The organism is Sphingobium sp. B2, from assembly GCF_007693735.1.
Classification (GTDB): Bacteria; Pseudomonadota; Alphaproteobacteria; order Sphingomonadales; family Sphingomonadaceae; genus Sphingobium; species Sphingobium xenophagum.
This window is the reverse complement of sequence record NZ_VDBZ01000001.1, coordinates 69,973-90,381: the sequence shown is the minus strand read 5'-3', so window position 1 is coordinate 90,381 and position 20,409 is coordinate 69,973. Positions and strand designations below refer to the sequence as shown.

The 20,409-nt window shown below is 61.5% G+C and carries 24 protein-coding genes and 4 pseudogenes; 17 read left to right on the top strand and 11 right to left on the bottom strand.

All coding sequences use genetic code 11. The features are described from left to right. The first annotated feature begins 25 nt into the window (after positions 1 to 25). Positions 26 to 496: a GreA/GreB family elongation factor gene (locus tag FE851_RS00435; RefSeq protein ID WP_130753931.1), complete on the top strand. Its 471-nt coding sequence runs from the start codon at positions 26 to 28 to the stop codon at positions 494 to 496. Positions 497 to 557: 61 nt separating this feature from the next. Here the strand turns inward: FE851_RS00435 and FE851_RS00430 are convergent, their stop codons facing one another. The 3 genes from FE851_RS00430 to FE851_RS00420 form a co-directional block, all read right to left on the bottom strand. Continuing rightward, complete coding sequence (locus FE851_RS00430; protein ID WP_017181185.1) at positions 558 to 1,049, bottom strand: Dps family protein; 492 nt, start codon at positions 1,047 to 1,049, stop codon at positions 558 to 560. Positions 1,050 to 1,148: 99 nt separating this feature from the next. Further along, the gene (locus tag FE851_RS00425) at positions 1,149 to 1,715 is read right to left on the bottom strand and encodes a TMEM165/GDT1 family protein (protein ID WP_145198942.1); all 567 of its coding nucleotides are present in this window, start codon (positions 1,713 to 1,715) and stop codon (positions 1,149 to 1,151) included. 13 nt (positions 1,716 to 1,728) lie between these two features. Then, positions 1,729 to 2,055, bottom strand: a complete 327-nt coding sequence (locus tag FE851_RS00420) for a hypothetical protein (protein ID WP_145198940.1) — start codon at positions 2,053 to 2,055, stop codon at positions 1,729 to 1,731. 203 nt (positions 2,056 to 2,258) lie between these two features. On the opposite strand from FE851_RS00420, the gene rpmG reads away from it, so the two are divergent. After that, positions 2,259 to 2,426 (top strand): 50S ribosomal protein L33, encoded by a 168-nt coding sequence (gene rpmG, locus FE851_RS00415; RefSeq protein ID WP_017181188.1) that lies wholly within the window; start codon positions 2,259 to 2,261, stop codon positions 2,424 to 2,426. Positions 2,427 to 2,608: 182 nt separating this feature from the next. Here rpmG and FE851_RS00410 read toward each other — a convergent pair whose 3' ends face one another. Together FE851_RS00410 and FE851_RS00405 are read right to left on the bottom strand one after the other, a co-directional pair. After that, entirely contained in the window at positions 2,609 to 4,474 is a 1,866-nt protein-coding gene (locus FE851_RS00410; protein WP_145198937.1) for a PhoX family protein, read from the bottom strand. 134 nt (positions 4,475 to 4,608) lie between these two features. Next, positions 4,609 to 4,971, bottom strand: coding sequence for a response regulator (locus FE851_RS00405; RefSeq protein ID WP_017181190.1), 363 nt, complete (start codon positions 4,969 to 4,971; stop codon positions 4,609 to 4,611). 71 nt (positions 4,972 to 5,042) lie between these two features. Between FE851_RS00405 and FE851_RS00400 the strand changes: the two genes are divergently transcribed. The 4 genes from FE851_RS00400 to FE851_RS00385 all read left to right on the top strand — a co-directional run bounded on the left by FE851_RS00400 (position 5,043) and on the right by FE851_RS00385 (position 7,666). After that, entirely contained in the window at positions 5,043 to 5,330 is a 288-nt protein-coding gene (locus tag FE851_RS00400) for a DUF3572 domain-containing protein (protein ID WP_019052169.1), read from the top strand. Further along, positions 5,327 to 5,983 (top strand): HAD family hydrolase, encoded by a 657-nt coding sequence (locus FE851_RS00395; protein WP_145198934.1) that lies wholly within the window; start codon positions 5,327 to 5,329, stop codon positions 5,981 to 5,983. Before FE851_RS00400 ends, FE851_RS00395 begins: the two co-directional genes overlap by 4 nt. Next, complete coding sequence (locus tag FE851_RS00390; protein ID WP_017181193.1) at positions 5,980 to 6,444, top strand: RidA family protein; 465 nt, start codon at positions 5,980 to 5,982, stop codon at positions 6,442 to 6,444. The genes FE851_RS00395 and FE851_RS00390 overlap by 4 nt, the downstream gene beginning before the upstream one ends. Before the next feature lie 88 nt (positions 6,445 to 6,532). After that, positions 6,533 to 7,666: a GNAT family N-acetyltransferase gene (locus FE851_RS00385; RefSeq protein WP_145198931.1), complete on the top strand. Its 1,134-nt coding sequence runs from the start codon at positions 6,533 to 6,535 to the stop codon at positions 7,664 to 7,666. Here FE851_RS00385 and FE851_RS00380 read toward each other — a convergent pair. Beyond that, positions 7,663 to 7,959, bottom strand: a complete 297-nt coding sequence (locus FE851_RS00380; RefSeq protein WP_017181195.1) for a hypothetical protein — start codon at positions 7,957 to 7,959, stop codon at positions 7,663 to 7,665. The two genes, FE851_RS00385 and FE851_RS00380, sit on opposite strands and share 4 nt — an antisense overlap. A gap of 232 nt (positions 7,960 to 8,191) precedes the next feature. On the opposite strand from FE851_RS00380, the gene FE851_RS00375 reads away from it, so the two are divergent. Further along, on the top strand, positions 8,192 to 9,460 hold the full coding sequence (locus tag FE851_RS00375) for a multidrug effflux MFS transporter (protein ID WP_145198927.1): 1,269 nt from the start codon (positions 8,192 to 8,194) through the stop codon (positions 9,458 to 9,460). A 59-nt stretch (positions 9,461 to 9,519) separates the two neighbouring features. On the opposite strand, the gene FE851_RS00370 is transcribed toward FE851_RS00375, so the two are convergent. Further along, complete coding sequence (locus FE851_RS00370) at positions 9,520 to 11,100, bottom strand: amino acid permease (protein ID WP_017181197.1); 1,581 nt, start codon at positions 11,098 to 11,100, stop codon at positions 9,520 to 9,522. A 157-nt stretch (positions 11,101 to 11,257) separates the two neighbouring features. Between FE851_RS00370 and pgeF the strand changes: the two genes are divergently transcribed. From pgeF to FE851_RS00355, 4 genes and pseudogenes are all read left to right on the top strand, one after another. After that, positions 11,258 to 12,019, top strand: coding sequence for a peptidoglycan editing factor PgeF (gene pgeF, locus FE851_RS00365; protein WP_145203961.1), 762 nt, complete (start codon positions 11,258 to 11,260; stop codon positions 12,017 to 12,019). Between the two features lie 187 nt (positions 12,020 to 12,206). After that, positions 12,207 to 12,656 (top strand): annotated as a pseudogene (locus tag FE851_RS00360) (transposase); the annotation flags it as partial. Positions 12,657 to 12,673: 17 nt separating this feature from the next. After that, positions 12,674 to 12,799: a hypothetical protein gene (locus FE851_RS26610; RefSeq protein WP_261370816.1), complete on the top strand. Its 126-nt coding sequence runs from the start codon at positions 12,674 to 12,676 to the stop codon at positions 12,797 to 12,799. Positions 12,800 to 12,816: 17 nt separating this feature from the next. Next, positions 12,817 to 12,933, top strand: a pseudogene (locus tag FE851_RS00355) (transposase); the annotation flags it as partial. Between the two features lie 228 nt (positions 12,934 to 13,161). Here the strand turns inward: FE851_RS00355 and FE851_RS26605 are convergent. Continuing rightward, positions 13,162 to 13,290 (bottom strand): hypothetical protein, encoded by a 129-nt coding sequence (locus tag FE851_RS26605; protein WP_261370815.1) that lies wholly within the window; start codon positions 13,288 to 13,290, stop codon positions 13,162 to 13,164. A gap of 91 nt (positions 13,291 to 13,381) precedes the next feature. Here FE851_RS26605 and FE851_RS00350 point away from each other — a divergent pair. Continuing rightward, positions 13,382 to 13,948, top strand: a pseudogene (locus FE851_RS00350) (IS256 family transposase); the annotation flags it as partial. A gap of 97 nt (positions 13,949 to 14,045) precedes the next feature. Here the strand turns inward: FE851_RS00350 and FE851_RS00345 are convergent. Next, on the bottom strand, positions 14,046 to 15,254 hold the full coding sequence (locus FE851_RS00345; RefSeq protein ID WP_186378841.1) for an IS110 family transposase: 1,209 nt from the start codon (positions 15,252 to 15,254) through the stop codon (positions 14,046 to 14,048). 254 nt (positions 15,255 to 15,508) lie between these two features. Between FE851_RS00345 and FE851_RS00340 the strand changes: the two are divergent. Next, positions 15,509 to 15,730: pseudogene (locus FE851_RS00340) on the top strand (transposase); the annotation flags it as partial. Positions 15,731 to 15,831: 101 nt separating this feature from the next. Here the strand turns inward: FE851_RS00340 and FE851_RS00335 are convergent. Further along, the gene (locus FE851_RS00335) at positions 15,832 to 16,767 is read right to left on the bottom strand and encodes an IS5 family transposase (protein WP_145198921.1); all 936 of its coding nucleotides are present in this window, start codon (positions 16,765 to 16,767) and stop codon (positions 15,832 to 15,834) included. Positions 16,768 to 16,957: 190 nt separating this feature from the next. After that, positions 16,958 to 18,259, bottom strand: coding sequence for a sugar transferase (locus tag FE851_RS00330; protein WP_261370814.1), 1,302 nt, complete (start codon positions 18,257 to 18,259; stop codon positions 16,958 to 16,960). 659 nt (positions 18,260 to 18,918) lie between these two features. Between FE851_RS00330 and FE851_RS00325 the strand changes: the two genes are divergently transcribed. From FE851_RS00325 to FE851_RS00315, 4 genes are all read left to right on the top strand, one after another. Then, positions 18,919 to 19,161: a hypothetical protein gene (locus FE851_RS00325; RefSeq protein ID WP_145198918.1), complete on the top strand. Its 243-nt coding sequence runs from the start codon at positions 18,919 to 18,921 to the stop codon at positions 19,159 to 19,161. Between the two features lie 230 nt (positions 19,162 to 19,391). Then, complete coding sequence (locus tag FE851_RS27205; protein ID WP_222422926.1) at positions 19,392 to 19,703, top strand: site-specific integrase; 312 nt, start codon at positions 19,392 to 19,394, stop codon at positions 19,701 to 19,703. Next, positions 19,595 to 19,918, top strand: a complete 324-nt coding sequence (locus FE851_RS27145) for a tyrosine-type recombinase/integrase (protein ID WP_315850553.1) — start codon at positions 19,595 to 19,597, stop codon at positions 19,916 to 19,918. Before FE851_RS27205 ends, FE851_RS27145 begins: the two co-directional genes overlap by 109 nt. A 93-nt stretch (positions 19,919 to 20,011) precedes the next feature. After that, positions 20,012 to 20,398, top strand: coding sequence for a transposase (locus FE851_RS00315; RefSeq protein WP_409994493.1), 387 nt, complete (start codon positions 20,012 to 20,014; stop codon positions 20,396 to 20,398). The last annotated feature ends 11 nt before the right edge of the window (positions 20,399 to 20,409 follow it).

Genomic DNA, 20,409 nt, shown 5'->3' with positions numbered 1-20,409 from the left:
GTATAATAATGTCTAGGAGAGCGTCATGAGTGTCGCCTTTCGTCGCGAGGGCGATGATGAGCATATGGAACCCAAGTTCGAACTGCCGATCCCGCCGGGACCCAATTGGGTAACGGCGCGCGGATTGCGGCTGACGCGGGAGAAGGTCGAGGCGCTGGAGGCGGTGGACCTGAGCGGCATGGCCGAGGAGGATGCCAAGAAGCATGGCCGCCTGTTGCGCTATTGGCGCACGCGGCTGGCGACGGCGGAACTGCGCCCGGTCGCGACGGGCGACGCCGTGGCGTTCGGGTGCCGGGTGACCTATCGGATCAATGGACGGGACAAGACGGTCGTACTAGTCGGCGATGATGAGGCCGATCCGGCGGAAGGGCGGATCAGCTTCTCCGCCCCGCTGGCGCGCGCGATGATGGATGCGACGGTCGGCGAGACGGTCGATTTCGCGGGCAAGCCCGATGCGGTGGAGATTGTCGATATTGCGGTTGCCGTGGAACCCTGACCCCCTCCTCCGTCCGGTTCGAGCCTGTCGAGGGCGCGAACCGAACGGCTGAGGAATGGAATCAGGCGCCCCGACCCGCTTCGAACAGGAACCAGGCGCGCTGTTCGGCCTGATCGGTCCAGTCGTCGACAATGCCTTCGGTGGCGTTGTCGCCCGCTTCGGTCGCGGCAGCCTTGACCGCGCGGAAGGATTCGACCAGCGCCAGATTGTCGTTGCGCAATTCCATCAGCATGTCGGCGGGGCTGACAAATTCGGCGTCATTGTCGGTCAGGCTCTGGTGACGCGAAATATCGCCGATCGAGCGCAGGGTGACATTGCCGGTCTTGCGCACGCGCTCGGCAATCAGGTCCGTGGTGGCCAGGATTTCGGCGGCCTGTTCATCGAACATCAGATGATAGTCGCGGAAATGCGGGCCGGAAACGTGCCAGTGAAAATTCTTGGTCTTGAGATACAGCGCATAGCTGTCAGCCAGAACGCCGTTGAGCGCTTGCGCCACGGTCTTGGTAGCATTGTTCTTAAGGTCGGTGGGGGTCTTGAGATCGGCGGCGGTCATATGTCCTCCTGGGCAGTGCGAATTGGTTTCGGACATATAATGATTAAAGGCCGATATGGTGCCACGGAAAAACGCGATCAGCCTGATGGAAGAAAGCGATCAGACCAGCGCCAGTGCCGACAGCGCCAGCATCGCGCCCACCAGCAGTAGCAGCGCGGCGCCGCCCAGCCGGATCGCGCGGATGGGCAGGACGGCGAAAATTCGGTCCCGCAGCAGCACGACGGGCACGGACGCCGCGATCACGCCGATCGCGCCGCCCATCGCCGCCAGCACCGGATTGCCGCTATGGGTGGTGATCCCCAGAATCAGAAATTGCGGGCCATCGCCAAAGCCCAGGATGAACAGGCCCAGCATCGTGGTGACGAATGCGCCGGTCGGCCAGCTGGCCAGCGGATCGGGCGATGTGACCGGCCATAACAGGCCGATCCCCAGAAACAGGACGGAAAGCGAGAGGAAGAGCAGGCGCGGGTCCGAACCCAGCATCGGGCCGATCCAGGCCCCGGCGGTGGCGGACAGCGCCGCATTGGCGATGGCGGCGACGATGATGCCCGCGATCACTGCGCCATTGCGCTGAAAGCGGGTTGCGAGCGCAAGGACGAACAACTGGCTCTTGTCGCCGATTTCGCCAAGCAGACAGCCGAGCAGGGCAAGCAGCAGGGCATCCATCGGCGGCGCTGGTTCAGGCGCGCAGGGTGACGATGGGGGCGGGCGAGCGCTGCGCGATGATCGGCACGATGTCGGCCGCGCGCATGTCGCTGCTGATCGCGTCGCGCATCAGATCGAGATAGGACAGGACCACCGGACCAAGGCCATGAAGCGAGAGCGCCGATTCGAGCGTCCCGGCCAGTCCTTCGACCACATCGAGGTGGAAGGCGCGGGCGATGTGGCGAATCTGGTCGACTTCATCGTGCAGCCGGACGACCGACAGATGACCGCGCTGGCCCGCCAGCCCGTCGACCCGGCGCATCAGGTCGGCCAATATCGCCAGCATCGGATCATGTCGCATGGGAAAGCCCCTTCCCTGTCCTGTCGTCCCCATGGGCATGATGCGCCTGTCTGGTTAAGACCGGGTAAACCGGCCAAAACCGGCGTGCCAACCTTGACAGCGCGGCGAATCTGCCCCATGGGCCACCGCTGAAACGGGGCGGTCCTGACATTTGGCGGGCCGCTCTTACTTTTTTTATAGTTCACGACCGGGGACACAAGGCCATGGCCAAGCCAGCAACTGTCAAGATTCGCCTCGTCAGCACCGCTGACACCGGCTTCTTCTACGTCACCAAGAAGAATCCGCGCACCCAGACCGAAAAGTTCAGCTTCAAGAAGTATGACCCGGTCGTGCGCAAGCATGTCGAGTTCAAGGAAGCCAAGATCAAGTGACGGCAAGGCGGCGTTAGCCGCCGGTCGTCATCCCGGCCTTGCGCCGGGATCCAGGGTTCCAGGCGTTATGCCGGAATTGTAAAAGGCCCGTTCCACCACTGGAACGGGCCTTTTGCTGTTTGCCGGGATTATCCACCGTCATTCCGGCAAAAGCCGGAATGCCGGTGGAACAGGATCAGCGATCAGTTACCGACCGGCTGGCTGTCCGTGCGGCGAACCACGATCGTCGAGGAGCGCGGCTGCTGGCCGGATACGGGCCAGTTGCCGGTGGGATGCTGGATGTTGACGAAGAAGGTCTTGAGGTCCGGCGTATAGGCAAGGCCGGTAATCTCGCACCCCTTCGGGCCGACCAGGAAGCGCTTGGACTCCTTGGTCGTCTGGTCGATGTAGAACATGGCGTTCTGGCCGAAAATATCCTCGATCGACTTGCCGGTCACGCCGGACGTGCCCGGAATGCTATGGTCGGTCTGGACCCACAGGCGACCCTTGGGGTCGATACGGATGCCATCGGGGCTGGAGAAAGTGTCGCCCTTGATGTCGCCGACCAGATTGGCGCCGCCCGACGCCAGCGCCGGATCGCCCGCCAACAGGAAGATTTCCCAGCTGAACTTGGTGGCGAGCGGCGAATTGCCCTCTTCCTTGAACTTGATGATGTGGCCGTGACGGTTGGTGACGCGCGGGTTGGCCGGATCGGTGACGCGGCGGCCGCTATTGTTGGTGAGCGTCACGAACACGGCGCTGTTGTCGGGCGCGACCGTGATCCATTCGGGACGGTCCATGATGGTCCCGCCCGCAACGCGCGCCGCCGACTGGCAGTTGATCAGCACGTCGGCCTGATTGGCGAAATTGACCGTCGCGGGGGCGGGCGGCGTGGTGGACTGGCTGACATTGCCAGGATCGGACGCACCGGCGATCAGGCCGTTCTGGCCCTGCACCAGCGCGCGCCATTCGCCCGTGCCATCGCCGTTGAAGCGGGCGACATAGAGCGTACCATAGTCGAGCAGGTCGATATTGGCCGCCCGGTTCGCGGTGGAGAAAGCGCGGTCGGGGATGAATTTATAGATGCAGCCAGGCGTCGAATCGTCACCCATGTAGAATGCGACGCGGCGGTCGGCATTGGCCATATAGGCGACATTTTCATGGCTGAAGCGGCCCATGGCGGTGCGCTTGGTCGGGGCGGCCAGTTCCTGATAGGGGTCGATTTCGACCACCCAGCCATAGTCATTTTCAGGCTGGACCGGATCGAGATAATTGTCGGTCGTTTCCTCGCAGGTGAGGTAGGTGCCCCAGGGGGTGCGGCCCGACGAGCAATTGTTGAGCATGCCCTTGATCGACGCCGACAGCAGGCCCGCAGCCGGACCACCGGCGCGATAGAGGCTGTTGCCGGTATAGCGCTTGTTGAAGCGCGAACCCGCCTTGACCGCCCATTTGCCGTCGCTGCCCTTGGCGATTTCGACCACGCCGATGCCCACGGCCGACAGGGCGATCTTCTTCTGGTCGGCGGTGGCGGTGGCCGGATCGTAGGAACCGGACATCAGGATGTTGAAGTCGGGATATTCGAAGTTGAGCGCCAGCAGGCCGCCATTATTGGCGTCCACGCCCGACAGATCGAAATATTCCATGCCGTCATGGTTGCCGCCCGCCCATTTTTCAGCGTCGGCCGGGGTGGGGAAGCTGCCCGAATAGGGGGTGCCGGTTTCCACCGAATCGCCCGCCTTCAGCAGCACGTCGACGGTGTAGCCGGTCGGCACGGTGACGGTGTCGTTCATATTGGCGGCGACGGGGGCGAAGCTGACGGTGTAGCTGTCGGTCGGCGTCGGGGTCGGCGTGGGGGTGGGCGTGGGGGTGGGCGCGCCGTCATCATCATCGTCGCAAGCGGCCAGCGTGCCCAGCATCGGCAGGATCGACAGGCCCAGCAGGCCGTTCTTCAGAATCGTGCGGCGCGCCGGATTGGCCGCGACGATGGCTTCCAGGCTGTTGTCGCCCATGGAAATGGTCGGCTGCGCATCGCGATAGGGCGCGCGCGCTTCGTCGGTCAGATGGGACATGATGATTACCCTTATTGCGGTTCCGGGCCGTCGGCAGAGCGCCGCGCCCCTGTGGCCGTCGGGCAGTGCCAGTCAGGGATGACAGGCGGACGGCGGCACCGGGTCAGGGTGATGAAAGCGACATGACAGGCTTGTTACAGCAGGCTGTTCACCTGTTCGACAAAGCGCAGCACCGAAATGGGCTTGGAAACATAGGCCTGCGCCCCGGCGGCGCGAATCCGTTCCTCGTCCCCTTTCCCGGCATAGGCGGTGACCGCCATGATCGGCACGCTGGACAGCCGATCGTCGGCCTTCAGGGAAATGATGAGGTCCAGCCCGCTGACATGGGGCAGGTGAATGTCCGTGATGACAAGGTCGGGCAGAAAGTCGCGCGCCTGCGCCAGCACGTCGCGACCGTCACGCATCGGCAACACTTCATGGCCATGCGCACGCAGCAAATCGCAAAAAAGTTTCAGATTGAGTTCGTTGTCCTCGACAACAAGCACGCGCTTTGCCACCAGTCACCCATAATTTCCAAGCAGCCCCGAAGCGCGCCACATCCTGGCCGCACCCCCGCCGAGACCCGATCATGCGACCCGACACCCATAATGGCAAGCGAGATAGCGGCGCAGACCCCGCGACGCTGGCGCTGATGGCGCTGGGCTGGATCCTGGCCGACGGGCAGCGGGCCGACCGGCTGCTGGCGCTGACCGGCCTGGACAGCGACACCCTGCGCGCGGGGATCGACAATCCGGCGATATTGGGCGCGGTGCTGGCCTTTCTGGCGGATCATGAGCCGGACCTGATCGCCTGTGCCGAGGCGATCGACACATCGCCCGACATCTTGATCGCCGCGCAGGAGAGACTGAGCCGATGAACCGCCCGCTGATCATCACCGATTGCGACGAGGTGCTGCTGCACATGGTCGTGCCGTTCCGCGACTGGCTGGACGAAACGCATAATGTGCATTTCGACATGCATGATCGCGGCTTTGCAGAGGCGCTGCGGCACAAGGATAGCGGGCAGGTCGTCGAGCGCGAACTGGTATGGGGGTTGCTGGTCGCGTTCTTCGATACCGAAATGCACCGGCAGACGCCGATCGCGGGCGCGGTCGCCGCGCTGGGGCGGCTGGCGCAGGTCGCCGACATCGTCGTGCTGACCAATATCGGCGAGCGCCATCACCAGTTGCGCGTCGAGCAGCTGGCGGCATTTGGCCTCGACTTCCCGGTCCAGTGGAATCACGGGCCGAAGGGCGAACCGCTGGCCGCGATCGTCGCCGCGCATGATGCCAGCGTCGCGCTGTTCATCGACGATCTGGCCGAACATCACACGTCCGTCGCGCGCCATGCGCCCGGCGTGTGGCGGCTGCACATGGTCGGCGAGCCGGAGATCGCCATAACCGTGCCTGCCGCGCCGCACGCCCATGCGCGGATCGACAATTGGGCAGCGGCTGAACGCTGGATCATGGAAAAGCTGGCCACCGGACCGGCACCAATCGAAACATCCTACACTGACGGAGCCTTATCATGAGCATCGACGCCCGCCTTGCCGAACTCGGCATCACCCTGCCTCAGGCCGCCGCCCCGGTCGCCGCCTATGTGTCGAGCGTGGAGGCCAACGGCCTGCTGCATATTTCCGGGCAGATTTCGCTGGCCCCCGACGGTCTGATGACCGGACGTCTGGGCGAGGACAGGGAACTGGATTATGGCGTCGCCGCCGCGCGCATCTGCGGCCTCAACCTGATCGCGCAGATGAAGGCGGCGCTCGGCAGCCTCGACCGGGTCGAGCGGGTGGTGAAGCTGGGCGCATTCATCGCCAGCGCGCCATCCTTCACGGACCAGCCCAAGGTCGCCAATGGTGCGTCCGAACTGATGGTCGAAGTGTTTGGTGAGGCAGGCAAGCACACCCGCAGCGCCGTGGGCGTGCCGGTGCTGCCGCTGGGCGCGGTCGTGGAAATCGACGCCGTCGTGCTCGTCCGCGCCGCTGACTGACGCGACGGACCTTGCGCAACAGCCGGGGCGACACAATGTCCCCGGCTGTGAATGAAGCAGCCAGACCCGATCGCGTGAAGGCACGCCGATGACTGATGTGGTGGCGCGTATCGCGGCAGGCGTGGCGGAGCTGCCGCGTGCGCAGTGGGATGCCTGCGCAGGGGCCGACAACCCGTTCGTCAGCTGGGATTTCCTGAGCGCGCTGGAGCGGTCGGGCAGCGTGGGCGAAGGAACCGGCTGGCAACCCCTGCCGCTGATGATCGACGGGGCGGACGGGCGCATCGCCGCCGCCGCGCCGCTCTATGCCAAGAGCCACAGCCAGGGCGAATATGTGTTCGACCATGGCTGGGCCGATGCCTGGGAACGGGCGGGCGGGCGCTATTATCCCAAGATCCAGATCGCCGCGCCTTTTTCTCCCGTGCCCGGTCCCCGGCTGCTGCTACGCGACCGCAGCCTTGCCCCGGCGTTGATCGCGGGGATCGAGACGCTGGTGGCGCGCAACCACCTGTCGTCCGCCCATGCGACCTTCGTGGCGCCGGACCAGGTCGCTGATTTCGAGGCGGCGGGCTGGCTGATTCGTGAGGACAGCCAGTTTCACTGGTCCAATCGCGGTTATGGCAGTTTCGATGATTTCCTGGCCGACCTGTCGAGCGCGAAGCGCAAGAATATCCGCAAGGAACGCGCACGGGCGGTCGAAGGGCTGGACATCGTCCACCTGACCGGGCCGGATCTGACCGAGGCGCATTGGGATATATTCTGGGATTTCTATCAGGATACCGGCGCGCGCAAATGGGGAACGCCCTATCTGACGCGATCCTTCTTCTCGCTATTGGGCGAGACGATGGCCGACCGGGTGCTGTTGATGCTGGCGCTGCGCGACGGACGGGCGGTGGCAGGGGCGCTCAACCTGATCGGCGCGGATACGCTATACGGCCGCTATTGGGGCTGTAACGAGGAGGTGCCGAACCTCCATTTCGAGCTATGCTATTATCAGGCGATCGACGTCGCGATCGCGCGCGGCCTTGCTCGCGTCGAAGCGGGCGCGCAGGGCGGGCACAAGCTGGCGCGCGGCTATGCCCCGGAACCGACCTTTTCCGCGCATTATATTCCCGATGCCGGGTTTCGGCGCGCAGTGGCCGATTTCCTGACCGCCGAGCGGGCAGGCGTACAGCAGGACCGGCTATGGCTGGCCGGGCGGACGCCGTTCAGAAAGGCTGATTAGGCGGCGCGCGCCTGCGTCAGGGCGATCCATGCGCGGGCCTGACGCTGGGCCTCGGCGATTTCGCGGGCGGTCATTTCCTCGGCAATTTCGGCCCGCATCGCCTGGCCTTCTTCGCTGCCGCCAAGGGCCGCCAGGTTGAACCATTTATGCGCTTCGATCAGGTCGATCGGCATGTCGCCGGTGCCGCAGCTATAGGCGACGCCCAGATCGAAACAGGCCTCTGCCGATCCGCTGGCCGCCCGCGCCATGCGGCTCTCGATTAGAAACTGCGCACTCTTGATACTATTGCCCATGACCCTGTTCCCTTTTCCAACGCTAACCCAATGGTCGACAACCCTTGTTCTTTTTCCACGAAGAGCAGGTTGGACCGGCAGCCGCTAAAAAATGGTTAACGGCTTTGACCGTTTGTAGGGCCGGACTCGCGCGATTGCGGGGGCGGGCAAGGTTAATGGGTGCCGCGCGGAGCAGCGAATAGTAGCATTTTAGGACTGGCATCGGCGCATCTTAGTCCCCATAGCCGGACCCATGGCCCAAAATCCCCCTTCCCCGCCAGCAGGCAAGGACATCCAGTTTCGCGAATTCGTGCTGCTATGCGCCTGTCTCATGGCGATGAACGCCCTGTCGATCGACCCCATGCTGCCTGCCCTGCCCGCCATCGGCCGCGATCTGGCGATCGCGCAGCCCAATGACCGGCAGTTGATCATCAGCGTCTATTTTCTGGGGCTGGGCATCGGGTCGCTGCTGTTTGGCGTCCTGTCCGACCGTTATGGCCGCAAGAAGGTGCTGGGCTGGGCGATGCTGTTGTTCATCCTCTCGTCCATGGCCTGCGCAGCGGCGCAAAGCTTCCCGGTCATGCTGATCGGCCGCGCCTGCGCCGGCTTTTTCGCCGGAGCGAGCCGCGTCATCACCGTGGGAATCGTGCGCGACCGTTTCCGGGGCGATGCGATGGCGCGGGTCATGTCGCTGATCTTTGCGGTGTTCATGCTGATCCCGGTGATGGCCCCCAGTTTCGGCCAGGCGATCCTGTGGATCGCGCCGTGGCGCTGGATCTTCTGGGCGCTGGCGATAATGGCGAGCCTGATCCTGCTATGGCTGATGGCGCGGATGCCCGAAACATTGCGACCGGAAAACCGGATGCGAATCACGGTCGGCGGGCTGTTGCACACGGTCGGGACGATCATGCGCACGCGCAGTTCGATCGGCCATATGCTGGCCAGCGGCGTGGTGATGGGCGGATTGATCGGCTTCATCCTGTCGGTGCAGCAGATATTCTTCGACGTGTTCAAGGCGGAAGAAATTTTCCCGATCGCCTTCGCCCTGATGGCGGCCGGCATGGGGGTCGGCAGCCTGGTCAACAGCCGGCTGGTATCACGCTTTGGCGCGCGGCGGCTAAGCCAGGCGGCGCTGATCGCCTTCATCCTGATCGCCATCGTCCATGTGAGCGTCATCCTGTCGGGGCGGGAGACGATCGTCACCTTCATGCTGCTGCAGGGGATAACGATGCTGACCGTCGCCTTCACCGCGTCCAATTTCAGCGCGATCTCGATGGAGCCATTTTCGAAAGGTGCGGGCGTCGCTTCCTCCTTTCAGGCGTTCCTGACCACCGCCCTGTCCGCGACGCTGGGCAGCATCGTGGGCCGCGCGTTCAATGGCACCACCTTGCCGCTGGCCATGGGGCTGCTGGTGTTCGGCTCCTTAAGCTTCCTGATCGTGATCTGGGCGGAGCGGGGCAGGCTGTTCACCCGGCCCAACAATAGCGGGCTGCGCGACGTAGAGTTTGAAACGGTCCACTGAACGACAAACGGGGCGGTGTTACCCGCCCCGTTCGATGTTCGATCAGGCGTCTTGCTTGATCAGGCGTCCTTTCCGCCCGGCGTATGCGCGCCGGGCAGCGGCGGCACCGGCTGGGGCGGGATGCCCGCATCCAGTTCCGGCACGTCGCTGATCCCGCGCCCCACATGGCTGCGGTTGCGGCTATAGGCGAAATAGACGATCAGGCCGACTGCCGCCCAGCCCACGAACATCAGCTTGGTTTCGACGCCCAGGCTCCAGAACAGATACATGCAGCCCAGAATCGCGATCGGCGCGGTGATCATGATCGCCGGGGTGCGGAAGGGCCGCCTGCGTGCCGGGTCGGTACGACGCAGCACCAGCACCGCGATCGACACGGCGGCAAAGGCGAACAGGGTGCCGGAGTTGGAGATGTCCGCCAGGATGCCGACGGGGAAGAAGGCGGCGAACAGCGCGACGAAGATGCCGGTCAGGATGGTGATGACATAGGGCGTCTTGTAGGTCGGATGGACTTTGGAGAACATCGCCGGCAGCAGGCCGTCGCGGCTCATGACGAAGAAGATGCGGGTCTGGCCGAACATCATCATCAGGATGACCGAAGGCAGGGCGAGACCAGCGGCCAGGCCGAGCAGATTGCCGATCTGGGGCCAGCCGATTTCACGCAGGGTCCAGGCCAGCGCTTCCTTCGAGCAGGTGACGGCTTCGGTACCGGCAGCAGCCAGCGCAGCGCATTGTTGCGACAGCGCGGTCGATCCGGGTGCCAGGGCAATGCCGCCCTGCGCGATCGGGATGCCGCCTTCGGTCACCGGCTGCGCACCCACGGTGCCGATGACGCCTGCGGCAACCAGCATGTAGAAGATGGTGCAGATGCCGAGCGAACCGATCAGGCCGATCGGCATGTTGCGCTGGGGGTTCTTGGTTTCTTCAGCAGCCGTGGACACGGCGTCGAAGCCCACATAGGCGAAAAAGATCGAGGCGGCGGCAGCGGAAATGCCCGAAAAGCCGAGCGGGGCGAAGGGGGTGAACTTGTCCATGTTCATGACCGGCAGCGCCAGCACGATGAACAGCGTGAGCGCCGCGACCTTGATCAGCACCAGCACGGCGTTGACCGACGCGCTTTCCTTGGTGCCGATGACCAGCAGCCAGGTGACCAGACCGGCGATCAGCATCGCGGGCAGGTTGACCACGCCGCCATCGAACGGTCCCCGCGTCAGCAGATCGGGAATGTCCATATGAAATGTATGTTCGATCAATCCCACGACATAGCCGGACCAGCCGACCGACACCGCGCCCGCCGCGACCGCATATTCCAGGATCAGCGCCCAGCCGACCATCCAGGCGATCAATTCGCCCATCACGGCATAGCTATAGGTATAGGCGGAACCGGACACGGGCACCATCGCCGCCATTTCTGCATAGCAGAGCGCCGCCACGGCGCAGACGAAGCCGGCGATGACGAAGGCGATCATCATGCCCGGCCCGGCCTTTTGCGCGGCTTCGGCCGTCAGCACGAAAATGCCGGTGCCGATAACGGCCCCGATGCCGAGCATGGTGAGCTGGAATGCGCCCAGCGAACGATGCAGCGATTTCTTCTCTGCCGTCGCCAATATGGCGTCGAGAGATTTTACGCGCCCGAATATCATGAATGGAAACCCTTTTATCTTGCGATGTCTTGCCCCGGCGGCCGGATCACCCGCCCCCTTTTGCTATGGGATCGGAGACTATCGCCTAATCACGCGCGCGCAAGTATGTTGCGCAATCAAGACATGACCATCCACGGTCGAATGATGAGGAGTGATGATGATCGACCTGCTGACAGCCCCCGGCCTGCATGACGTGCCCCATGGTTTCGCCGGGCGGCGCGGCGGGGTGTCGGAGGGTGTTCATGCCGGGCTGAATGTCGGCCTGGGGTCGCAGGATGATCGCGCGGCAGTGCTGCGCAACCGCGAACTGGCGCGTGACGCGGTGATGCCCGGCGCGCCGCTGGTGACGGTGCATCAGGTGCATTCGCCCGATGTCGTGATGGTCGGCGCGGCGGTGCCGGATACGGAGCGCCCCGCCGCCGACGGAATGGTGACGGATCGACCGGGCCTGTTGCTGGGCATATTGACTGCGGACTGCGTGCCTGTCCTGTTTGCCGACCGGGCGGCGGGCGTGGTCGGCGCGGCGCATGCCGGATGGAAGGGCGCGCTTGGCGGGGTGACCGATGCGACGATTGCGGCAATGACGGCGCTGGGGGCGCAGCGGGAACGGATCGGCTGTGCGATCGGTCCCTGCATCGGGCGCTCCTCCTATGAGGTGACGCTGGATTTCGCCGAGCGGTTCGAGCGGGACGATGCCGATAATGCGCGCTTCTTCACGGCGGGACGGCTGGGGCATGTGCAGTTCGACATTGCCGCCTATGTCGCGTCCCGGCTGGCGGCGGCCGGGGTCGGACGGATCGATCTGCTGGATGAGGATACGTACAGCCAGCCGGACCGCTTTTTCAGCTATCGCCGGTCCTGCCATCGCAGCGAGCCGGACTATGGCAGGCAGTTGTCGATGATTGGCTTGGGCGCGTGATGAAGGTGGAGCGGATGTTCGGCCATTGGAGCGACGCCGCCGCCAGACTGTGCTGTAGAAGAGCGATTGCTCAATAGCGCCCGAGTTAGGAGACCTGTGCGTGGGTGGGGGTAGAGCTATGAAATCGCGGGGGACTGTCAGGAATTTCGTGTACGGCGAGGCATAATGGGGAACAAGGAGACCCAGTATGTCACGACGCAAAGAACCTTCGATACCGAACGACATTCTCGACCAACTGCTTGCCGGCACTGACGCGGCGGCGGCGCTCAGCCAGGGCGGCCTGCTCGATACATTGAAGAAGGCATTTGCCGAACGGGCCCTCAACGCGGAGATGGATCACCATCTTGGCCAGGAGGAGCAAGGGGCCAACAGCCGGAACGGCTATGGTCGCAAGACGGTGACGACCGAGGGGGGACGGATCGAGATCGAGGCACCGCGTGATCCGGCCGGCAGTTTTGATCCGCAGCTTATCGCAAAATATCAGCGCCGTTTCCCCGGTTTTGATGACAAGATCATCTCTATGTACGCGCGCGGCATGAGTACCCGTGAGATCACCGGGCATCTGCGCGACCTGTATGGCATTGAGGCCTCGCCCGATCTGATCAGCACGATCACCGACGCAGTCCTGGAGGAAGTCGCGGCCTAGAGCAGTTTGTGATCATACGGCCTGTCTCTTATACACATCAGATGTGTATAAGAGACAGGTTCCACAGACCTTCGCGTGATCGCTCACCAGCTTTTCGCAGGAGGTGTTTGAGCCTGTCTCTTATACACATCTAGATGTGTATAAGAGACAGATGTACGCGCGCGGCATGAGTACCCGTGAGATCACCGGGCATCTGCGCGACCTGTATGGCAATGAGGCCTCGCCCGATCTGATCAGCACGATCACCGACGCAGGCCTGGAGGAAGTCGCGGCCTCGAGCAGTTTGTGATCATACGGCAGCATATCCGGCATGTCGGAAGTAGTTTTTGCATTGCCGTGGAGGGAAGTCGTCGAGGAGTGCCCCGACGCGGTTCCACAGACCTTCGCGTGATCGCTCACCAGCTTTTCGCAGGAGGTGTTTGAGCCTGTCTCTTATACACATCTAGATGTGTATAAGAGACAGCGCCAAGGCCCCGCGCCGCCCTTGCCGCAATGCCTAGAGCCACCGCACCGCCGCTGCATCGCTGATCCGGTAACGCCGCGCGGCCTCCCGCCGCGACCAACCTTCAACCTCAACCGCTGCGATCACCCGATCGCGCAAATCCGGGGAATAAGCTCTGGTCATCCGTGCCAACCTCCAACAGCCAGCATAGCGAATCAGAAGTCCCGCGCCTTGGAAATCCACCACGATTCCGTCAGATCACAATCAGCTCTAGCAGCAACGCCCACTGGACCCGGCCTATCCGCTGGTTTTCTTCGATGCGATCCGGGTCAAGATCCGCGATGAGGGCATGGTCCGCAATAAAGCTATCCACATCGCCCTGGGCGTCATGGCCGATGGCACCAAGGTGGTCTTGGGGCTATGGCTGGAACAGAATGAAGGCGCCAAATTCTGGCTGCGCGTCATGAATGAACTGCGCAACCGCGGCGTCGAGGACATCATGCTGGCCGTCGTCGATGGCCTCAAGGGCTTTCCCGACGCCATCACTGCGGTATTCCCCGAAGCGATGGTGCAGACGTGCATTGTCCATCTGCTGCGCAACTCGATGGATTTCGTGGCGTGGAAAGACCGTAAGGCGCTCGGAACGGCCCTGAAGGCCATCTACCGTGCCGTCGATGCCGCGGCCGCTGAGGAGGCACTGACGGCCTTCGAGACCAGCTTCTGGGGCCAGCGCTATCCCGCTATCGGCCAGAGTTGGCGCCGGGCATGGCCCGAGGTCATCCCATTTTTCGCCTTTCCTGATGAGGTCAGGCGGATCGTCTACACCACGGATGAGATGGACAAGACCTGCCGCAGAAAATTGTGCTATGCAGGTGGTGCGCGGGCGACTCCGTGGCGAAGAGCGGAACCCAGGCTGCGAGTTCCGTCAGGCCGCCTTTTCACAACCCTGCCGGTTTGGAGCGTCCGCGCACCTTTGGCCTTGTCTCCCACTGGGCAACGAACTGCTCATAGGCCTGCTCGGCATGACGGGCGATATCCATTTCCTGATCGCGCAGTGCCTTGACGTTGTAGGCGTAGGCTGGGCCGGGTTTGTTGCCTTTCTTCTGCGGTTTTCCGGCCTTGAGTTCCATGGCCCGTCGCTTGTTGGCGATCAGCGCAGGACGCGCCCAACGATAATCGGTCTGTTTGGTCAGCAGATGCCAGCACAGAACCGTCAGCTTGCGCGCCAAGGCGACGGCCGCCACTTGATGGCCGCGCTTGGCCCGGATGCGGACGAAGAATGCATGCAGCGGCCCAGGCGTTTTGGCGGCCGCCCATGCCGCCTCGACCAGCATCGCTCTGGCGTGGCTGCGGCCGACCTTGCTGATCCGCCCATGGTGGGCTGCTCCAAGCCCCGACTGGCGCACCCGCGGGTTGAGGCCGAAGTAGCTCACCAGCTTTTGCGGGCTCGAGAAGCGGTTGATGTCGCCGATTGCTGCCACGATCCCCGCTGCCACGGTCAGGTTGATGCCCGTGATGGTCAGCAATCTGGCAATCGCGTCATCGTCGAGCGCGTCGCCGGCGATCTCCTTGTCGATGGTTGCCAAATCATCGGTCAGCCGGTCGAGCTCGCGGATGTGCCGTTCGATAGCACCACGCTCGTCTTCTGGCACGGGCTGGCGCAAGAGCCAGGCACGGCCAACACCGCTGAACAGGTCGGCATGCGGACAGCGCGGGATCAGGTGAGCGTGCAGGATGGAATGCACTTCGTTCTTGATCCGCGTACGGTGTCGGACAATTTGAAAGCGCCGCGCTGCCAGGCGGCGCATACGCTCCGTCGCCGCATCAGGCGTCCAGATCTCAGGTAGATATCCGGCAGCGTAAAGGCTGGCCAACGTGCCCGCATCGATCTTGTCGGTCTTTACGTGCGCGTGGGCGATCGCCTTCACCTGAAGCGGATTGGCGATCACCACTCGGGTCACGAACGGCGAGAGCACCCGCGATACCGCCATGCAGTTGCCCGTTGCCTCGATCACGACCTCGTCAGTAGATCGCAGTCCTTTGCCGAAACCCTCCAGCGCCGTCCGGGTCATATCGACCCGTCCGGCATTCCTGAGCCGGCCTTCTTCCCAAATCACCACCTCGCCAAAGGTCCGGTGGATATCAATGCCAATGACGCGTCGCATAAGCGCCTTCTGTCAGCCAAAGTGACGGGAGCGGCGGGCGACACGACAACTACGGATCCGCGCTCGCAGCGCAACCGGGTGAGTCGCAGAGGCGGCCAGCTACTAACGCGAGCTCGCAGCTCATGATGTACATCGGCCTGCCCGCACATTCGTGCTCCCGGTGCCTCTGTCCCGGATGGTCGCACCATATGCCGCAACCCGTGAGTCGCAGAAGGAACTTCGGCACCGACAGCCTCATACCGGTTACAAATTCGATAGAAGCCTTGAACTCCAAGCTTCGCCGCGCTGTTCGTGCCCGGGGCCATTTCCCCAATGATGAGGCCGCCACCAAGCTGCTCTATCTGATCTTGAACCGATCGGAAAAAGAGTGGAAAATGCCGCCGCGCGAGTGGAACATGGCGAAGGCTCAATTTGCCGTACTCTTCGGCGAACGCTTCATCAGGGCTATGACGGCCTGATGGTCAACTGCCTCGCCGCACACGAAATTCCTGACAGTCCCAATCGCGCAGATATTCGATGAGTTATCGATCCGGCCTGCGCTTTGCGATCGGAGGCGATATCATGCTGGGACGGAGAGAATATTCATCGTGCGCTTGAGGTTGTAGGCAATGGCGGTGAGGCGGACTTGGACGGCGGCTTTGGCGAGACCTCGCCATCGCATTCGGCGCAGACCGTAGCATCGCTTCCATGTACCGAAGATCTTTTCGATACGGGCGCGCACGCGGTGGATCGGTTGATTCCATTCATGGAGCTTGCGGAGCGTTTCAGCTTCGTCGCGGCCCCACATGCCGGTAGCGACGATCCGGGGAAGACTGCCCTTTGCCAGCACGGCATCACAAAAGTGATTGCCGCGATAGGCGCTGTCGGCAAACACCTCACCGGGATTGTCGGGCAAGGCTCCGGGACCTGCTTTGCCGTCATTGATATTTGCCGATGTGATCGACACTTCCTCGACCAACGCGGTATCGGCGTCGGCACCCACGTGGGCCTTGAAGCCGTGCACCGCCCGTTTTCTTTTGTGCTTCACCCAGCGCGCATCATCATCGTCTTCACTAGCCGAGGCAATGATGGTGGCATCGACCAGAGTTCCGGTCTTGACCGTCACCGCTTTGGCCTTGAGCTGCATGGTCACGGTTTCAAACAGCGATCGGTCAAGTTGGTGCGCGACCAGCAGCCGACGGAACCTGACGAACGCGGTACGCTCTGGCGTCGCCTCATTCGCGGAAAACCCACAGAAGCGGCGAAAAGAGGCGCGGTCGTCCAGGGCTTCAGCCAGCTTCACATCGGACAGATCATACCAGATCGACAACAGAAGTGCTTTGAACATTGCCAGGGGCGGCCAGGCGGGCTCACCTTTGGAGGCCGGATAAAGCGGATCGAGAAGAACCGCGACCGCGTGCCAATCAATCAGCGATACAAGCGCGTCCAGCGATGACGTCGTGCGCTCGGACCCTGAAAACCCAAACCGCTCCTGACCAATCGAACGCTGCGCCACGGCCGTTCTCCTCCCTGGAAAGCCCATAGAATCAGCATTTGACGCGCCTGTCTACGCCCACCCACGCACAGGTCTCATAGCTGAGCCGGCTGCAGTCGATAGCCGGTATGCTATCATAGCAAGTTGAAATGAACATTCGCAATACGCCATTTCCGCAGTTATTATCCAACACTCTCAGTGGTTTCCCACGTTAATAAGCATTCTTATGAACCACGACTAAAAATGTGCGCAGCAAGATGGTGACGTCGCCAACAAGCGACCAGTTAGAAACATATTCCAGATCTGCTTGCAACCTCTGCATAAGGTCGTTTCTATGATCTGTTGCTCCACGGAACCCACGCACTTGGGCAAGACCTGTGATACCTGGTTTGATCGCGTGACGCTGCCAGTAGCGCTGGTCGATGCGCCAGAACAATTCATCCCCCGCCAGCGAACCAAGAGCATGCGGACGAGGCCCTACCAAACTCATATCTCCCTCCAGAACGTTGAAAAGCTGGGGCAGCTCGTCCATACTTGTCTTCCGAATAAAGCGTCCAACTGCCGTAATGCGATTATCGTCACGCGACGCAGAACGACTGCCAGCATCATCTGTGGCTTCAGTCCGCATGGAACGAAACTTATAAACGTGGAACAGGCGATTGCCTCTTCCCATACGAACTTGACGAAATAATATCGGACCTGGACTGGAGACCTTGACTGCAAATGCGATGATCAGCAGCAGGGGTGTCAGCGCGATGATAGCGGGTACCGTAAGGCACAGATCGAATGCCCGCTTTAGAATTCGGCTGCGGATATCGAGCGGACCGGTCGATACCGGAATGCCAACAAGGCTGGAACCGTCCGAGGCATGGAGCTGCCCAATACTGTGAAGTTCAGGAACCAGCAATTCCCCATTGCAGCCGATGCCCTTGAGATACAAGGACCAGCTTTCCCGGCGTTCGACTGCAGAAGAGACGACCACCCGGTCGGCCCCGAGCAAGAGGTTCGATATCTGATCCAAGACACGTGGATCGTTGACGTCAGGAGTTACACCATAGTCAGCAATATCTATAACATCAAAGCCGTCAGGCACCGGAATCGGCTGATCGTCAATGACTAGTAGCAGCTTCATGAAGCGAGCGCCTAGCCGGAATCTGATGAACCGAATCAGCAATAGGCGCTGCACCACAAGCAGAACGGCCGCCACGCCAATGCCCGCGAATATGTAGGTGCGCGATAGTGTCGGCGCTTCCTTGATGGCGAACCGCACAAGAGCATAAAAGGCAAAAGCGATCGCAAGCGCGGTGAGAACCCGGTGAATTCCCTCGCGCGACACAACGCCTTCATAGGAATAGGCGCCTGCATAAGAGCTTATGACGAGGAAGATCGGCAAGAGACTTTGCAGAGCGGTCGCGTCGAAGACCAGCATACCGTGGCGAATCAATCCGGCGATACCGAAGCCAACGATCAATGCCGCAAGATCGAAAAGCATCTGGAGCAGATAGACGGTCACTCGAACTGATTGCGTGGACAAGGAGCCCCAACACCTTGATTGGGGCAACCGGACAGCAGCTTCTACCTCCACCGTCAATCTCTAATTCCTATATTCAGACGCAGTCACATGGCGATTTAACTCGCCAGATGCAGCTTCTTCTGCAACCAACCCAAAACTAACCAATTCTACCTAAAGAACAAGCTTTCCCAAAGAAACTTTTGGCCGCGTGCATTTATATTGCGACGAAATGCAAGATAGCCAGTTTAAATCTGCTACATTAAAATCACAACCCCGCTTGCGACGATTGCACCACCTAGTGCAACGTAACCGACAGCTCGCGAAACCCAATGAAGCACGGATTCATAGGTCGCCATCTCATGAGGGCGAGAACAATTCTTAGGTAAATCTACCGAACGTGACAACAAACACACCTTCATCACACATCCTCCATTTTTTATTTTTTAAACTGCTCGAGGACGTATTTTATCATAAATTTGTTTCAAAGTGGTACAAAATTTGCGCAAACGCCGCTGTTTTTTACAGAGGAGCGCCATTGCCATCCCGCCTTCATCGAGGCGTACCCACCGATTCGCTATGCCGGCGATGGCTGATGATCGGTTTGGTAGCGGTTTGGTAGTTTTTTGCCCGCATAAACAAGCCTCAACTGGAGCAAAAGAATGCGTCCCGAATCCAGCGTTCCCCGTTTTGACGAGTTGCATGCCTTCAATGGCACAGCGCCGCGTGCTACCGTTGCGAATAGCGGTGTTGTCGCCGACTGGCAAAGCCTGATTGAGAGCCGGTTCAGCGCGAACAGCCCGAACCAGCCCCTCGACGCTACGTTTTGGTTGATTTCGCGGCTGGCCGGCTACACGGCGCTTGTCGTGGGATACTGTGTGGTCGGTGGTATTATCCTGAGCTGATTTGGTTCATCATTGCGAATATGCATAATATCGAAGATCACTAGCTGTCTGGTTGTGGCTCATTGGCATAATATAGCACGTCGTCGACGCTAGCACTACTTTGGCAGAAGTGTGATTTTTAGGATTGAACAAACCCACTGACGCGGGAGATGTGTAGGTATAGGCTGGAATAGCCTCCTGATGAGAAGGTTTGGTTGCTGAGACCAACCCCCTGATCGGGAGACCAGCTCATGGCTGATACCACAACAGCGGTTAGCCCGCTGCGCCGTCGTATGATTGACGATATGATGTTGCGCAACTTGTCGCCGGCTACCCAGCGTTCCTACCTTCACGCCGTCACGAAGTTCAGTCGTCACTTTGGACGTTCACTGGATCGGCTTGGGTTGGAGGATGTCCGGGCATTTCAGGTCTATCTCGTGTCGCAGGGGATTTCGTGGCCATCGCTGAACCAGACCGTGTGCGCATTGCGCTTTTTCTATGGGGCGAGATACCCGAGCGGATCGCCTATGCGCGCACGCGTCGCAAGTTGCCCGCGATCTTGAGCCCCGACGAGGTGGTACGCTTTCTTGAGGCGGTGCCGTCGTTGAAGTCCCGTGCCGCACTGACCACTGCCTATGCTGCGGGACTGCGCGTATCGGAAGCGGTGAACCTGAAGATTGGCGATATCGACAGCGACCGGATGCTGCTGCAGGTTCGCCACGGCAAGAGGAAATGGCAAGTTCACTTCCGCACGCCGCCCGCACCATGTTCCGATTGATGCTGGATTTGCTGGCGGATCCAGATGCCAAGATCGTCGAACTCGACAAGAAGATCGCAACGCGCGCCTGAGGATGAGATAGCGCGCAGGCTGATGACCATTCCTGGTATAGGGCCAATTACGGCCACCGCGATCGCCGCGCTTGCACCACCAGCCGAAACATTCACCAAGGGCCGTGGCTTTGGCGCCTGGCTTGGCCTTACGCCTTTGCAGAAATCGAAGGGCGGCAAGCAGAAGCTCGGCGCCACATCAAAAATGGGCGAGCGAACGATCAGACGCCTGCTTATCATCGGCAGCAGCGCCGTCGTCCTCCAGGCAAGCAAGAAAGGAGCTCCCAAGGGCTCCTGGCTGGAGGGGATGCTGGCTCGCAAGCCGCGAATGCTGGTGACGGTCGCGCTTGCGAATAAAATGGCACGCATCGTATGGGCGCTGCTCACCAAGCAAGAGAATTACAAAGCTCCGGTCGCAGCTATGGCGTGAGCCTGGCGGGC

Bases quoted from the DNA above. Each gene is read 5' to 3' on its own strand.
- pgeF (WP_145203961.1), top strand. From the start codon at position 11,258: ATGATCGACCTGCTGACAGCCCCCGGCCTGCATGACGTGCCCCATGGT.
- FE851_RS00410 (WP_145198937.1), bottom strand. From the start codon at position 4,474: ATGTCCCATCTGACCGACGAAGCGCGCGCGCCCTATCGCGATGCGCAG.
- FE851_RS00375 (WP_145198927.1), top strand. From the start codon at position 8,192: ATGGCCCAAAATCCCCCTTCCCCGCCAGCAGGCAAGGACATCCAGTTT.
- FE851_RS00370 (WP_017181197.1), bottom strand. From the start codon at position 11,100: ATGATATTCGGGCGCGTAAAATCTCTCGACGCCATATTGGCGACGGCA.
- FE851_RS00390 (WP_017181193.1), top strand. From the start codon at position 5,980: ATGAGCATCGACGCCCGCCTTGCCGAACTCGGCATCACCCTGCCTCAG.
- FE851_RS00325 (WP_145198918.1), top strand. From the start codon at position 18,919: ATGCGTCCCGAATCCAGCGTTCCCCGTTTTGACGAGTTGCATGCCTTC.
- FE851_RS00400 (WP_019052169.1), top strand. From the start codon at position 5,043: ATGCGACCCGACACCCATAATGGCAAGCGAGATAGCGGCGCAGACCCC.
- FE851_RS00430 (WP_017181185.1), bottom strand. From the start codon at position 1,049: ATGACCGCCGCCGATCTCAAGACCCCCACCGACCTTAAGAACAATGCT.
- FE851_RS00435 (WP_130753931.1), top strand. From the start codon at position 26: ATGAGTGTCGCCTTTCGTCGCGAGGGCGATGATGAGCATATGGAACCC.
- rpmG (WP_017181188.1), top strand. From the start codon at position 2,259: ATGGCCAAGCCAGCAACTGTCAAGATTCGCCTCGTCAGCACCGCTGAC.
- FE851_RS27205 (WP_222422926.1), top strand. From the start codon at position 19,392: ATGGCTGATACCACAACAGCGGTTAGCCCGCTGCGCCGTCGTATGATT.
- FE851_RS00385 (WP_145198931.1), top strand. From the start codon at position 6,533: ATGACTGATGTGGTGGCGCGTATCGCGGCAGGCGTGGCGGAGCTGCCG.
- FE851_RS00380 (WP_017181195.1), bottom strand. From the start codon at position 7,959: ATGGGCAATAGTATCAAGAGTGCGCAGTTTCTAATCGAGAGCCGCATG.
- FE851_RS26605 (WP_261370815.1), bottom strand. From the start codon at position 13,290: ATGACCAGAGCTTATTCCCCGGATTTGCGCGATCGGGTGATCGCAGCG.
- FE851_RS00425 (WP_145198942.1), bottom strand. From the start codon at position 1,715: ATGGATGCCCTGCTGCTTGCCCTGCTCGGCTGTCTGCTTGGCGAAATC.
- FE851_RS00395 (WP_145198934.1), top strand. From the start codon at position 5,327: ATGAACCGCCCGCTGATCATCACCGATTGCGACGAGGTGCTGCTGCAC.
- FE851_RS00315 (WP_409994493.1), top strand. From the start codon at position 20,012: ATGACCATTCCTGGTATAGGGCCAATTACGGCCACCGCGATCGCCGCG.
- FE851_RS00420 (WP_145198940.1), bottom strand. From the start codon at position 2,055: ATGCGACATGATCCGATGCTGGCGATATTGGCCGACCTGATGCGCCGG.